General features: G+C 37.6%; 13 protein-coding genes. 3 read left to right on the top strand and 10 right to left on the bottom strand.

The genetic code is table 11. The features are described 5' to 3' along the window. Positions 1 to 16: 16 nt before the first annotated feature. Positions 17 to 457, bottom strand: a complete 441-nt coding sequence (locus J7E57_RS12550; protein WP_251029897.1) for an acyl-CoA thioesterase — start codon at positions 455 to 457, stop codon at positions 17 to 19. A gap of 124 nt (positions 458 to 581) precedes the next feature. Here J7E57_RS12550 and J7E57_RS12545 point away from each other — a divergent pair, with 124 nt between their 5' ends. After that, positions 582 to 1016, top strand: a complete 435-nt coding sequence (locus J7E57_RS12545) for an Hsp20/alpha crystallin family protein (RefSeq protein WP_215128919.1) — start codon at positions 582 to 584, stop codon at positions 1014 to 1016. Positions 1017 to 1400: 384 nt separating this feature from the next. After that, positions 1401 to 2717, top strand: coding sequence for a nicotinamide mononucleotide adenylyltransferase (locus tag J7E57_RS12540; RefSeq protein ID WP_215128917.1), 1317 nt, complete (start codon positions 1401 to 1403; stop codon positions 2715 to 2717). A 314-nt stretch (positions 2718 to 3031) separates the two neighbouring features. Here the strand turns inward: J7E57_RS12540 and J7E57_RS12535 are convergent, their stop codons facing one another. The 8 genes from J7E57_RS12535 to J7E57_RS12500 all read right to left on the bottom strand — a co-directional run bounded on the left by J7E57_RS12535 (position 3032) and on the right by J7E57_RS12500 (position 11592). Beyond that, positions 3032 to 3730 (bottom strand): LytR/AlgR family response regulator transcription factor, encoded by a 699-nt coding sequence (locus J7E57_RS12535; protein WP_215128915.1) that lies wholly within the window; start codon positions 3728 to 3730, stop codon positions 3032 to 3034. After that, positions 3727 to 4794, bottom strand: coding sequence for a sensor histidine kinase (locus tag J7E57_RS12530; RefSeq protein WP_215128913.1), 1068 nt, complete (start codon positions 4792 to 4794; stop codon positions 3727 to 3729). Before J7E57_RS12530 ends, J7E57_RS12535 begins: the two co-directional genes overlap by 4 nt. Before the next feature lie 129 nt (positions 4795 to 4923). Then, on the bottom strand, positions 4924 to 6147 hold the full coding sequence (locus tag J7E57_RS12525) for an ABC transporter permease (protein ID WP_215128911.1): 1224 nt from the start codon (positions 6145 to 6147) through the stop codon (positions 4924 to 4926). Between the two features lie 12 nt (positions 6148 to 6159). Beyond that, on the bottom strand, positions 6160 to 6906 hold the full coding sequence (locus tag J7E57_RS12520) for an ABC transporter ATP-binding protein (protein ID WP_251029896.1): 747 nt from the start codon (positions 6904 to 6906) through the stop codon (positions 6160 to 6162). Beyond that, a complete protein-coding gene (locus tag J7E57_RS12515) occupies positions 6906 to 8099 on the bottom strand; it encodes an efflux RND transporter periplasmic adaptor subunit (protein WP_215128909.1) in 1194 nt (397 codons plus the stop codon). Before J7E57_RS12515 ends, J7E57_RS12520 begins: the two co-directional genes overlap by 1 nt. Positions 8100 to 8144: 45 nt before the next feature. Beyond that, positions 8145 to 9440, bottom strand: coding sequence for a TolC family protein (locus J7E57_RS12510; RefSeq protein ID WP_215128907.1), 1296 nt, complete (start codon positions 9438 to 9440; stop codon positions 8145 to 8147). A gap of 341 nt (positions 9441 to 9781) precedes the next feature. Further along, a complete protein-coding gene (locus tag J7E57_RS12505) occupies positions 9782 to 10804 on the bottom strand; it encodes an LD-carboxypeptidase (RefSeq protein ID WP_215128905.1) in 1023 nt (340 codons plus the stop codon). 626 nt (positions 10805 to 11430) lie between these two features. Continuing rightward, on the bottom strand, positions 11431 to 11592 hold the full coding sequence (locus J7E57_RS12500; RefSeq protein ID WP_215128903.1) for a hypothetical protein: 162 nt from the start codon (positions 11590 to 11592) through the stop codon (positions 11431 to 11433). 349 nt (positions 11593 to 11941) lie between these two features. Between J7E57_RS12500 and J7E57_RS12495 the strand changes: the two genes are divergently transcribed. Continuing rightward, on the top strand, positions 11942 to 13240 hold the full coding sequence (locus J7E57_RS12495) for a DEAD/DEAH box helicase (RefSeq protein WP_215128900.1): 1299 nt from the start codon (positions 11942 to 11944) through the stop codon (positions 13238 to 13240). A gap of 182 nt (positions 13241 to 13422) precedes the next feature. Here J7E57_RS12495 and J7E57_RS12490 read toward each other — a convergent pair whose 3' ends face one another. Then, positions 13423 to 14625 carry a DUF763 domain-containing protein gene (locus J7E57_RS12490; protein ID WP_215128898.1) on the bottom strand — a complete coding sequence of 401 codons (1203 nt, stop codon included), beginning with the start codon at positions 14623 to 14625 and terminating at the stop codon, positions 13423 to 13425. Between the last annotated feature and the right edge of the window lie 176 nt (positions 14626 to 14801).

Below are 14801 nucleotides of genomic sequence, written 5' to 3'. Positions count from 1 at the left end.
CAGCGTGACGACTATTTTATTGTTCTAACTGTTCAAAACCCAGCATTTTTTGCTTTTCCTCTTCTGGGATAGCAGTTGGTCTGCTTGTGGCGTAATCAACCGCAATGCAAACCGTTTTTCCTTTACTGCAGATGATCTCTTCTGTTCCTTTTATCTTAACGATCTGGTATTCCAGATCGAAACTTGTAGTGCCAATCCTCGATGTCTTTACATGAATAGCAATTTTATCGTTCATTACAATTGGCAAAATGTAATCCAGTTCAGCATGGGCAATTACGATTCCGGTTTTCTTCCAATCCCATTTTATAATTTCTTCCCAATACTTTGTTCTGGCAATTTCTAAATAGGTAAAGTAAATGGAATTGTTTACATGACCCATCATATCGAAATCAATAAAGCGCAAATGGATATTGGTTTTGTAGTTGAATTTGTCTGAAAAACCCTTTATTTCTGCCAATTTGTCTTTTGATTTGAATTTTTTTTGCCAAAATGTCTTGAATATCATAAATTTTTGCTTTGGTATGTAAGTTGAATATGGTGTATTATCAATTTAAAAATTAAAAAAATAAAGAATAAGCGATATGACACTAGTAAATTTTAACAACAGAACCCGTAACACAGCTCCTTACTTTAACAATGTTTTTGATTCATTGTTTAGTGATGCAGTAACTAAAAACAAAATGGTTGATAAATCACCAAATGTGAATATTTACGAAAATGAAACTGCGTACGTAATTGAGTTGGCTGCTCCAGGTTTAAAGAAAGAAGATTTTCAGATCAATTTAAAAAAAGATACCCTTTCTGTTTGGGCAGAAGTTAAAAAAGACGAAACCCAGGTAGCTAAAGATTTTACACGTAAAGAATTTGATTATAGCTCATTTGCTAGATCATTTAATTTACCTGATAGTGCCGATGGTGATAATATTACTGCTGAATACAAAGACGGTATTTTATCGATCAATATTAGTAAAAAAGACGATGCTAAATTACAACATAAAGAAATTGTAGTATCGTAATAAAGATATTCTCGAGAGAGGATTTTTCATAATAGTTTGGTTTTTTTCAAAGGTTATGAATCTTGCATCAGCTGAGTTTGAGGTAAGTGTGATTGATACTGATGCAGGTTTCATAATAGTTTAAGTTTAGGTTTTATAAGGTTAATGCTGGATGGCATTAACCTTATTTTTTTAGAGAGGTCGTCATTTCGACCGTAGTGTTCCAAAGGAACTCCTTTGGAGGAGAAATCTGTCTGGTTGAATAAAGGTATTAGATTTCTCCATTCCACTACGCTTCAGTCGAAATGACGCTGCCTTAAGGCCTTGCCGCCACATAGGTATTTAGATTGATTTTAAGTTACATTCTTAAAATCACCTTAATTCCATTTTTCGTACTTTTGCGGCATGGAGAGAGAAATTCTGGATACAAAGCGTAAAGCACTTAAAATAAACCTTGACCCGAGAATTTACGGCACTTTCGCCGAGATAGGAGCAGGACAGGAAGTTTCGAGAAACTTTTTTAATGCTGGCGCAGCATCTGGAACAGTTGCCAAAACGATGTCGGCTTACGACATGACTTTTAGCGACGCTATTTATGGCGCAGAAACCAATGGTCGTTATGTAAGTCAGAATCGCCTCTTGCAGATGCTCGATCACGAATTCGGTTTACTTAATGAGCGTTTATCTGGCGAAAAATACGAAAGCCGCACGTTTTTCGCCTTCGCTGATACCGTTACTACCTTGAATTATAAACGTACCAACGAGCCTCATGGCTGGGTTGGTATTCGTTTCCAGAGCGAGCCAGGTGGTTTACCAAACGAAATATTTTTCCACGTACGTTTGCTCGATACAGATGTAAACATGCAACAGCGTGTTTTAGGGATAATTGGTGTTAACCTACTTTATGCAGCATTTTACCATTATCAGGATCCAAAATTGATGGTAGAATCTTTAGCTGATAACTTAACTATCGGATCTGTAGAAATCGACTTGATTTCGGTAAAAGGGCCGGCTTTTCCAGGTGTAGATAATATCCTGCTTAATCTGTATATGATTATGAAGGATTTCTCGGCAGCAGCAATTTTCGATGCAGATGCACATCCCCGTCAGGCCAAAGATCTTTTATACAAAAAGGATATCATGATTTTAAGGACAAAATATGGTCAGAAATCATTGCCTAACTTTAACCTTTTTAATAAAGCTACCGATCAGTTTAAACGTACAAACAAGGTAGAGGAAGGGAACCTAGCGGTAATGATAGAGGTTTTGTTAACCAACGTTTTAACGGATGGACAAGAAACTCCTGATGATATCGACCTGGAAACAGTGGCTAAAAGAGCACAGGAAATGTGCGATACGGGTAACATCGTAATCGTATCTAACTTTACCCGCCACAACCGTCTGGCGAAATATTTGGCAAGGTGCAAACCTAAAAGTGTTGGCTTGGCAACAAACATCAACAACTTAAAATTTGTATTCAATTCTAAAAATTTTACCGGAGAAAATTATTCAGGTCAGTTATTAAGCTATGTGAACGATATGTTTAACACCAATGTGCGGTTATTTGCTTATCCTTTCCTAGACAAAAAGACCAATCAGGTAATTACCACGGAAAATATGCCAGTTACGCCAGAGGCAAAACCTTTATTCGATTTTCTTTTGATAAATGGGTATATTACTGATATTAAGGATTATAGTGAGGATGAGGTGAAGACGGTTTAGAGGTGATACTTTCTTTAGTATCGTCATGCTGATCCGATAGCTATCGGATTTATTTTACAAGTAAATATAGTGTTTTCAATTGCCTTGTAGCTACTACGTGGTCAGCATCTTCCTGGCCATTAAAGCCCCTGAAATGAATTCAAGGTAACGAACGAATTTTGATAGTCCTCGTTTGTAACTAGAACTAAGGAGAACCACATTTGTAATGTGGGGTACATCAATCAAAATCCTACTAGCTCAACGATGATAAAATCGTCATTCTCTAGCATCCTCGTTACAAACGAGGACGATAGCAGGGTAACGACCGACCCCAATTATTTTATCAACTTTTCAATTACCTGTTTATAGCTATCGCTTACAGGTAACTCCTCATCGGCTATAAATAAAGCGTTTTTTTTAATGGATGTTATTTTGTTGATATTTACGATAAATGATTTGTGGATCCTCTCGAAATAAGCGGGCAGTTGTTCTTCTATACTTTTCATACTCATACGCACCACTGCAGCTTTTGGACTTGTTGAAGTATGGATCTGGATATAATCTTTGAGTCCTTCCACGTAAGTAATCTCATTATAATTGATCTTCATCAAGCTGTAGCCCACATTTACAAACATATAGCCCTGTTTGGGTAGGTTGTTATGTTCTGCTGACTGTTTGAGTTCGTAAAGATCTTTGGCTTTATTACATGCTTTCATAAAACGGTCGAGCGATACCGGTTTCATTAAATAATCTACCACATCGAGTGCGAAACCGTCTAAAGCATATTGTTTATATGCAGTTACAATAATTACCATTGGCTTTTTAACCAAACTCTGGATAAATTGTAAACCTGTAATACCAGGCATCTGGATATCGATAAAAATGAGGTCTATCGATTGTTCCTGCATAGTTTTATTGGCAGCAAAAGCATCATCGCAACTGGCCACCAGTTCCAAAAATGGAATACGGCTGATGTTATCAGCCAGTAATTGCAGGGCTAAGGGCTCATCATCAATGGCTAAACATTTTATCATGCTGTTAATTTTAAAGTCAGGTAAACATTAAACCAGCCATCTTTTTTCTCAATTTCCAGTTGATGATTTTTACCGTATAGTAGGTTTAAGCGTCTGCTTACGTTCGAAAGACCAATGCCAGAGGCGGCATCTTTTATCTCATTCTCATCTTCGTTAAATTTATTTCGAACAGTAAACGTCAAAAGTTCGTCTTCTGTTTTTAAATCAACAAAAATCTGTGGTTTTTCAATCATTCCAACCCCATGTTTAAAGGCATTTTCGATAAATGGGATCAGTAACATGGGTTCTATTTCATCAAACTCACTTTCAATGTTAATGTTTGTTTCTATAACTACTTTTTTGCCGAATCGCTGTTTTTGCAGATCGATATAAGCCTGCAGGTATTCGGTTTCAGTTTTAATGGAGACCTTTTCTTCGTCGGTTTCATATAGCATATATTGCATCAAACCGGATAATTTCATTACTGTTGGCTCCAATTCATTACTTTTTAGTCTTACCAGTGCCACAATGTTGTTTAAAACATTAAAAATGAAGTGCGGACTGATCTGCGACCGTAAAAACGAAAGCTCGGTTTTCATGTTCTCCTGCTCGCGCTGCAGAGATCTTTTTTCTTCACTGATCCGGTCTGAGATCATGGTAAAGGCGGTACTGGCGGCAATGGTTAATAAAAAAGTTGGTGTGTTAAACCAAAGCGTTCTGCCGAGGTTGAAATCAAAATTGGTTAGTAAAATTCTGAATAATATGGAGTGAATGGTAATCGCTAAAAGTAAACACCCGATAAATGATAAGCCGTACCACAAATATCTCTTTTTATAGAAAAATGATGGAATTAAAACTTTATTGTTTAAATAAAATATAGCAATCCAATAAAAGTAACTGATAAAATTTAAGCGCAGGAACTGGGTTTCGTCGTAACTGCTTATTGGGTGAGGAGGACGGCTTCGGTTAACATTAATAATATATGGCAAAGTGATCAAAACCACCCATACCAGAATGTGCAGGGTAATTTTTGTCCACTTTTTGGAGAAATTAATCGTCATTATTTTTTCTTTGGCGCTTTGCATCGCTAAGTTATTACTTATTATGTTTTTTAATGTGTTTCGTCACGCTGAATTTATTTCAAGGTAAATGCGAAGTGTTTTAAGATTCCCGCCTGCACAGGGATGACGATACTTTTGTTTGGATACTTATTGCTACTCGTATCTTAATGCATCGATCGGATCTAAATTTGATGCTTTCTTTGCAGGGTAATACCCGAAGAAAACACCTGTAATGGCACATACAACAAAGGAAATAATAATTGAAGATTCAGCAATTAAAATTGGCCAGTTTAAGAAATAGGAGATGAGGTACGCTGAACTTACACCCAAAACTACTCCGATAATTCCGCCAGTAATGCTGATTAAAATGGCCTCTATTAAAAATTGCATCAAAACATCTTGTCCGCGGGCACCGATTGACATACGCAGACCGATTTCGCGGGTACGCTCGGTAACCGAAACATACATAATATTCATAATCCCAATACCACCAATAAACAGTGAAATACCTGCAATAGCGGTTAAAAGAACTGTTAACATGCTACTGGTAGAACTGATGGTGCTGATTAATTCGGCCTGTGTACGTACCTGGAAATCGTCTGTTTCTGCTGCAGTTAACCTGTGGCTTTCTCTTATAGCTTCTGATATTTCGGCTGTGGCAGCGGCGCTCGACGCTTCAGTTGTTGCAGAAGCATAAATACTCTGTAGATAATTGGTTGCGGTAATTCTTTTTTGTACAGTAGTATAAGGAGCGAGGATAATGTCGTCCTGATCCTGTCCGAAATTACTTTGTCCTTTAGGCACTAAAACACCGATTACCTGGAAAGGAATATTTTTAAAACGTATAATCTGACCGATTGGATTACTTCCGTCAGGAAATAGATTATCGATAACCGTTTTACCTAAAAGACAAACTTTAGCAAAGCTTTTTACATCATTTTCAGAGAAAAGAATACCATCCTGAAGTTTTAATTGGCGGATGTTCAAATAATCTGGACTCACCCCCGTAATGGTGGTTGGCCAGTTATAACCACCTTTAATGGCCTGTCCGTTAGTGGAAACCACAGGCGATAAACCGTTTATGTTTTTAGATTGCAGCTTTTTAATGGCGGTAATATCTTCTAGTTTTAAGGTCTGAATGCTGCTTCCCTGCAAACGCACACCACCAGGTTCATTGCTTTGGGGCATAATGGTAATCATGTTAGAACCCATTCCTGATAATGAAGACCTGATGCTTTGTTTTGAACCTTCGCCAATGGCCATCATGGCAATTACCGCTGCCACCCCGATAATGATACCGAGCATGGTTAAAAAAGCACGTAGCTTATTTCTTTTTAATGCCCTAAAGGCAATCTTTAATAAATTTATAATGCTCATGATCTTCTCAAATTAGTAATCATCAGATTCCGGTAAATTGGCAAGTGCCTCTTTGGCCGAACGTTGATTTTGGTTAATGCTGTCCTTTTGAATTTTTCCATCCCTAAGCATAATGGTTCTGGTACTAAAAGCAGCAATATCAGGCTCATGTGTTACAAAAACGATGGTTTTTCCTTCTGCATTCAGTTCCTGCATCAAAGCCATAATCTCATAAGAGGTACGGGTATCCAGGTTTCCTGTAGCCTCATCGGCCAAAATCATCACAGGGTGATTAACCAACGCCCTTGCAATGGCCACACGCTGCTGCTGGCCACCAGAAAGCTGACTAGGGGTATGATCAAAACGCTCGGCAAGTTTTACCGATTCGAGCGATTTTATGGCCCTTTCTTTGCGTTCTTCAGCCGTGATGGTTTTATTGTAAAATAAGGGCAGTTCTACATTTTCCAGCGCTGATGTTCTGGGCAACAGGTTATAAGCCTGAAAAACAAAGCCGATCTTGGTATTCCGCAAACCTGCCAGTTCATCGCGATTTAAACCTTTAACATCTACACCATCAAGCAGGTAACTGCCTTCTGTAGGTTTATCTAAACAGCCCAATATATTTAAAAGCGTAGTTTTGCCCGAGCCACTACTACCCATAATGGTTATAAACTCACCAGCTTTGATATCGAAAGTGATGCCTTTCAAAGCCCTAACGGTCTGATCGCCCATTACAAACTCACGTTTTAAATCGTGTATATCTAATATCTTCTGTTCCATTATCTTCTTCTGTTACCGCCTGGGCGTTTTGGCATAAAAGGACTAGATTGGCCTTGTGCTACCGCTTGACTTTTACCCATGCTCCGTGAACCTGTAATGACAACGTCTGCTGCCGCTAACCCTGATAAAACTTCAACATGAGTATTGTCGTTTATACCGGTTTTAATCTTTTTTTGTACCAGTTCTTTTGCATTTTTTTGCACCCAAACATATGCTTCATCTGCTCCGGTTGGTTTCCTGTCTGGATTAACCCAAGTCATTTGATATTTACCGGCCAAAGTTGAATCTGGAGCAAATTTTATAGCTTTTGTAGGGATAAGCAGAGCATTGTTAACTTCTTTGGTGAAGATGGTGATATTTGCTGTCATGCCTGGTTTTAACTTATTCGCATCATTTGAAGTATTAATGATGGTTTTATAGGTAACCACATTTGAAGAAATGGATGGACTTAACCTGATTTCTTGTATGGTACCTTTAAAAGTATCGTTTAAAAAGGCGTCAACGGTAAATGTCGCCCTTTCGCCTTTTGAGATATCGCCTACATCTGCCTCATCTACAGAGGCTTCTACCTGCATTTTCGTAAGGTCTTTTGCAATACTGAAGATGGTTGGTGTACTAAAGCTAGCCGCCACAGTTGTTCCTTCACTTACACTTCTGGAGAGTACCGTTCCGTCAATTGGAGAATAAATACTGGCCAGTGATAGGTTCTTTTGAGCAGAAGCAAGCTGAGCCTTAATGCTGTTAACTGATGCTTTTGAAGCATTATAAGTATACAACGCATTGTCGTAATCTGCTTTACTTACCGCGCCAACTTTATACAGATTACTTTGACGGCTAAAGTTACCCTGTTGGTAAACCAATGCACTCTGAGCACTGACTAAATTGGCCTGATATTGATTTACAGTGGCCTCAAATAAAGTTTTATCAAGTTCAGCCAATAGCTGTCCTTTTTTAACCTTTGAGTTAAAATCTGCGTATAGTGTTTTGATGGTTCCTGATACCTGAGTACCTACAGCCACTGTATCAACCGGTTGCACCTTTCCCGTGGCCGTAACATTTTCGGAGATATAACCCATTTTAGGTTTTTCGGTTTCGAGAACAACCACCTGTTCTTTTTTGCGCAAAGCGAAGTACCAAACCGCGAATAATGCAACTGCGATACCGATGATAATAAATATTGTTTTCTTTTTCATGATTCAAATATTAAGTAGACTAGGCCGTAGCCATCATCATGTATTTTAGTTAGTAATAGGAACTCCTGTGTAAAAATTATAGATCTTGGTATAAAGGCTTGCTGTATATTTAGCCTGAACAAAGGCCTGTAAAGCCTGCACATATAAATTTTTCTGTTGCAGGTTTTCTACAATATTGTTGGTGCCCTCTTTTAAGGCTGCATTCGAAATGCGTAAAGCCTCGCTAGTATAGTTAAACTGCTCTTGTGCTGCAGCATACTGGCTGTTTGCGTTCTGTACATTAATGTAAGCACGTTCTACATTTTGAGTTAATGTTGTTTTGGCATCTAAAAGTGATAAGCGGGCCTGCTCAATACCAATATTAGCCTTGGCAACATTTGTTTTGGTTACTTTTCTATCAAAAATCGGAATTGAAAGAGTTAAACCTAAGTTTTGGTAAAAACTATTATTAAGCTGATAGCCGTAGCCGCCGATATTATTATTGTTATAACCTGTATTTAGCGATCCACCTAAACTCAGCGTTGGGCGTAAGGTAGATTTTGCTTTGGCCAGTTCGGTGGTTTGAAGCTGTATATTTAATTCTCCGCTTTTAATTTCGGGACGGGTACGCAATGCTTGATCTTGTGCCGAAGCTAAATTATCCAATGCCGGGGCTACTGCAACCGTATCTGTTGTACTTACTTCAAAAGGAGTAGCTGTAGGCAATTGTAACAGTTGCTTTAAGGTTAAAATATTTTGCTGTAAAGTATTTTGTGCAGTAATCAGAGTATATTTATCATTGGCGTAAGTAGCCTGTAATTGCAACAAATCTTTTTTGGCAATGGTTCCAAACTTATATTGTTGTTCTGATTGTTTAACCTGAGCCTCGCTGGTGGTCAACAGATCTTTTAAATAGGTGATGTTTTCTCTGGCCAATAAAATATTCAGATAAGCCTGGGTGATGGACATGGTAATATCGTTTTTGGCTGCTTCTACCGATAGATTTGCGGTCTGTAAGCTGAGTTCTTTAGCCTTAATGTCATTTTTTAAATAACTTCCATTGTACAGCGTCATATCTGAACTTAAGCCAAAACCACTGCTATTCTGTAAACCCGATTTATAATTGGTAATGGCCTGGGAAACATTTCCGGATAAATCTGGGAGTACCGCTGCTTTTGAAGCGATTAAATTTTGCTCTGCCGTTTGAGAACTCAGCTTTAAGGTATTGATGCTAATGTTTTTTTCTTTGGCATACTCGATAGCAGTTTTTAGATCCCAAACTTGTGGAATATCCTGAGCTTTGATTGCATAAGGCGCTACAAGCAAAATGAGTACGACAATGTATTTGATGTATTTGCACATGGCGAATAAATTTTGTGTCTATAGAACTATTGAACACAAAAATATATCCGGTTAAGGCCACGTTTTAACAATTGAGACCAAAGGGGGAAATGCTGAGACTAAAGCTCAAAACTTTGAGATCACTCAAAATTTATGTTTTAATATAAAGTTTAGTCTGTCTGTTTTTTGGACCACTTTAGGCGCCTAAGATTTTATAAGGTTTCAGATCTGGTCGTCACCCTGAATTTATTTCAGGGTATTAATGTCGAGAAAGATGCTGACCACGAAGTAGCTATTAGACCTTTAAAACAATAAAAAAGCTAATAACATGAATTCAACATGATGATCTCTCGACTCAGATATTAAATAGTTCTCAGTATCGAGCCGGTTTCGTTTACAATTAAGATATGGTTTACACCACATTTTAAAGCAAAATTATTTCGTTGGTGCCCCACGGGGAAATCGAAAGCTACAGGGTAATTGTATTCCTTTACTTTTTCCAAAACAATATCATAAATAGTTTTGCCAAATTCTTCGCCAACATCATCAGGTTTAACTTTAAAGCCACCAACAATTAATCCCTTAAGGTTTTTAAGTTTGCCGCTGCGTTTTAGGTTCCACAACATTCTATCAATACGATAAAGGTATTCGCCAGTATCTTCAATAAAAAGGATTTTACCTTTTGTATCTAAATCAGAATCGCTACCTGCCAAAGTTTCGATAATACTCAGGTTTCCGCCCACTAAAATGCCATCAACTTTTCCTTGTTTGTTATTAATGTTGATAGGGGCAGTATAACCCATTAGCTCACCAATTAAAGCGTTTTTAATAGATAAAATCGTTTCAATCTGTATGGGCTCGGCTTTACTCCAGTCATCAGGAAAACTATTGCACATTTTGGAGTGGATAGAGGCAATGCCATAATTTTTGACCAAATGGCAATGCAAAACGGTAATATCACTAAAGCCAATAATCCATTTTGGATTTCTTTTGAACAAAGAGAAATCGAGTTTATCGATTATCCGTACAAAACCATAACCACCACGCGCGCACATAATCGCTTTAATTGCCGGATCATCGAGCATTTGCTGAAAATCAGCTAGTCTTTCCTCATCTGTTCCGCCGTAGGTAAAATCGCGTTTGCCAATAGTATTGCCAACTTTTATGGTAAATCCCCAGCTTTGCATCTGTAAAACGGAAGGCTGGATTTGTTCTTGTGTAATATATCCCGCAGGGCTCGTAATCCCGATGGTATCACCAGGTTTTAAATAAGGAGGGATCTTAAATGATGAGCTTTCGTTTTCAACGGTATTGGCGAGTGTTTTAAAAGCAGGAAGTACAGTTGCAGTCGCAATAAAAGAAGAAAGGAAATGTTTTCTGTTCATCTAAAATATGGATGTGATGTTGATTGGGCTAATATAGGATTTAAAATATTCGCATAAAAGAAAAGGGATTTATATCCATAAATCCCTTTTTTAAACCAAACAAATTAATCTGTAAAAGATTAGTATAATGTGAATTATATAAATAACCCAGAATGAAATAAAAAGTTTTGAGATTTTTTAAAAAAAAATAAATCATATCATATTCGACTACGAATTAATTTTTTAAATAACCGCATCTGCTAAATAGCCCTGATGGAAACGGAAATACTTTTTGGCTTCGTTATATTGTATTAATGGATGCTTTCCAAAAAGATTAGCGTGCACAGCAGGAGCAGCCCTGTACGATGAGCCCTGGAACTGCGCTTTTAAATAATTTAAAAGGTAGGATATTTGATCAAGAACCTTCGGTGCTCAGGATGACAGCATCTACGTAAAAAGGTAAAGGCTATCCATCGCGGATAGCCTTTGCTAACAACAAAACAAATATAAGATAACCAAATCTTGCCTGATTGAGCAGAATCAGGGTAAAGTGCTATGAGATACACTTTGCGGCCTAGTAATGGATTCGAACCATTGTAGAGAGTTTATGAAACTCCAACCTTCCAATCGGTCAACTGGCCCTGTTTTTATAATTGCTTTAATGCCAAATAATCTCTTAGTTCTAAAATCTGTTCTTTATTTAAGCTATCTTCATCCTTTACAAGTGCCGGCTCATCTGTTGCAGTTTGTAACGGATAAATGAGTTTCGGATATTCATCTATAGCTGGGTATTGAAAATAAATCGACATGATTTTAGCGTTTTAATTGTTCAACATATTTTTTGTTAATGATTAATGTTGAGCAAATATAGAAATAAGTATATAATATCTATGGATTTAGTAGTTTTTATTTTAGAGAATATTACAACTGTTTCATTTTCAGTAAAATAATTTTTAGAAGAGCCGCTGTTTTATTGGAGATACTGCCATAAATTAAATAAAATGAATAGAAACAGACCCGATTTTCTTCAGCTAATAGTGGGTAATAGAACTAGAGTAGGCATGAACTTGCAACATTCATTTCCAAGCCATTAAATTCAATTTCAGAAAAGCTAATTATTTTAAGGATATTTGCAGTTCAAACATTAAAATAGTAATTGTGTCTTTAGATAAATTAAAACTTAGCAAACCACTTGTAGCGGCCATGACTGATGCAGGATTTTTAACTCCAAAAGAAATCCAATCCAGAACAATGTCGCGCATTTTAGGTGGACAAGATGTTATAGCGGTGGGACCGGAGGGTTCGGGAAAAACAACAACTTATGTTTTAGCTACTTTAATGAAGTTGAAGTACGCCTTTGAGGAAGCACCAAGGGCTTTAATTTTAGTGCCTGATGCAGAACATGTTGACCATGTTCTGGAACAATTTAAATTATTGAACCGCAACAATACCTTCAGGATTTTGGGAATTGATAGCCGTGGTGCTGTTGATACACAGATGAATGAAATAACTGATGGTTGCGATATTATTGTTGCTGTACCCGATCGGGCTCGTGCTTTATATTTAAAACTAGCACTAAATACTAATAAAATACAGTTGTTTATTGTAGATAATGCAGAGCTTATTGTTAAAAAAGGCCTGCAGTTACCCGTTGTAGAATTGGCCAACAGTGCTTATAAATCTCAACATGTGGTGTTTACCGAAGTAATTCATGAGAAATTAAATCTGATGATTTCTCCTTTCATGAAAGATTCTACCACAACCATCGAGGTAGATGAAATAGGCGAAAAGCAGGCAGAAGTTTATCAGCAGATGCTTTATCAGGTGCCTAATTTCAGAACAAAGCTTAACCTGTTAACCTTATTATTAAACGATACCGAGGTTTTTGATAAAGTTGTGGTTTTTGTAAATACACGTTTAACCGCACAAACAGTTTATAAAAACTTTAATCAGCATAAAGAAGGCGAGATCAGTATCTATCGCTCGCTGTTTTTTGATGATAAAGGTTATGACGATATTGAGGACTTTAAAGATAACCCAGGTGCAAGAGTTTTAATTGTTGCCAATGAGAATTTAGAAGAACTGGATATTCAGGGAATTCCTTTTATCCTTCACTTAGAATTACCTGAGCAGAAAGAAACGTTAATCCAGCGCATTGTTAAACATGGCGATGAAGATGTGGTGGCGATCACTTTTTCTACCGACATCGAATTGATTGAGGTGAAAAAAATTGAACAGGCAATTGGCCAGAAATTAGAGGTAATGGAGTTGCCTGAAGATTTGAAAGTTGTTGATGCAGCTGCTAAACCAAAGAAAAAGAAAAACGCTGAAGAAGATGAGGATGCTGACCGTGGTGCAGCTTTTCACGAAAAGAAAGCCAGTAACTTAAAAAATTACAATTATAGCGCAGGCACTAAAGCCAAAATGACTTATAAGAATAAGAAAGGATTATCTTAATAAACATATGGTATGCCTTTTATATCAGATCTGCCAATAAAAGCCGTATAGGTGTAACTTAAAAGAAAATGTGCATTCTTCAACCTGAGATTTATTTTCAGGTTGCACATACAAGTTACATCAGTCTGTAATCTGGAAATAGATCTGTGCGTCCCATATTTCCGTGGCAAAACAAATCCGATTTAAAACAACTTCAACTGCTCGTTCTTTGGTGGCTTTTCTTTCCCAAAAACTGTTCTGCCGCCATATTTCCAGCTTTCGGCACGTTCTTTTTGAATTACCTTTTCAAAATCCATATTAGGAACAAAATCTTTTTCCGCATTTCGCGCAATTTGATGCAATGATTTGATGGCTTGCTGTTTATCTGTGTTTCCAATCTTCGCTTTTTCAATTGCTTTTTGCAAAACGCTTATGGTCTCATCATAAACATTTACCGGAACAGGGAAGGGATGTCCGTCTTTGCCGCCATGTGCAAAAGAATAACGGGCAGGATCGCTAAATCGCGAAGGTGTACCATAAATCACCTCACTCACTAATGCCATCGATTGTAAGGTTCTTGGCCCCATGCCTTCGAGTAATAATAATTCCTCAAAATCTCTCGGCTGCTTTTCCTGTGCAAGCCATAAAATACTTCCTAAACGTTTTAAATCTACATCTTTCGATTTTACCTCATGATGATCGGGCAATACCAGTTTTTGTATTTCATTAAGCATTCTCACTGGCGATTCAGCTGTAATGCTCATCATGCTCTGCCTCGTTTTATCAGCATCATTAGCCGTTAGATTTAAGATTTTCCCTTGATTAATGCCACAGATACCCGTATGCGGTTCTTCGACAAAAGATTTTAGGTTTTCAGAATGCCAATGGTATCTTCTTGCTGTCGAGCTACTATCGCTCATGCCTTGTTGCACCACTGCCCAATCGCCTTCGCTGCTTAAAATAAAACTATGAAGATACAATTGAAAACCGTCTTGAATGGCTGTATTGTCTACTTTTGCACTGAGTTTACTGGCCCGAACCAACGCTGTCCCATTTAACCCCGTTTTGTCGGCAATTTTTAAAAGTTCATTTGGCGTTTCTCTGCTATGTTTTCCTTTGCCTCCGCAAATGTAAATTCCCAACTCTTTCGATAACGGATTAATCGATTTCTTCAAAGCGCCCATTACCGATGTCGTAATTCCAGACGAATGCCAGTCCATACCCATTACAGCACCTAAACTCTGAAACCAAAAAGGATTGCTTAAACGGCGTATTACTTCTGCTTTACCATATTCTAATAATATCGCTTCCGTTATAGCCAGGCCAAGTGTTGCCATACGCTGCGCCAGCCATGGTGGTACATGGCCATAATGTAGGGGTAAATCTGTGCTTCCTGATCTTTTCAATACTAACAAATTTAGTAAAATATTATTTAAAGTAAAGGCTTTATTTTATTGGCGATAGAAAGGGACTGACTTTAATAAAAGCGATTAACCGATGTAAGCTAAACTTGATTGGAGTGAGCATGTCGATTTTTCATCGGCGTAAAACGGAAAGCAAGGCCGAACCTAACCTAATAATT

Source organism: Pedobacter sp. ISL-64, from assembly GCF_018613605.1.
Lineage (GTDB): Bacteria > Bacteroidota > Bacteroidia > Sphingobacteriales > Sphingobacteriaceae > Pedobacter.
Note: the sequence above shows the minus strand (reverse complement) of the source record. Positions and strands in the feature narration are given on the sequence as shown.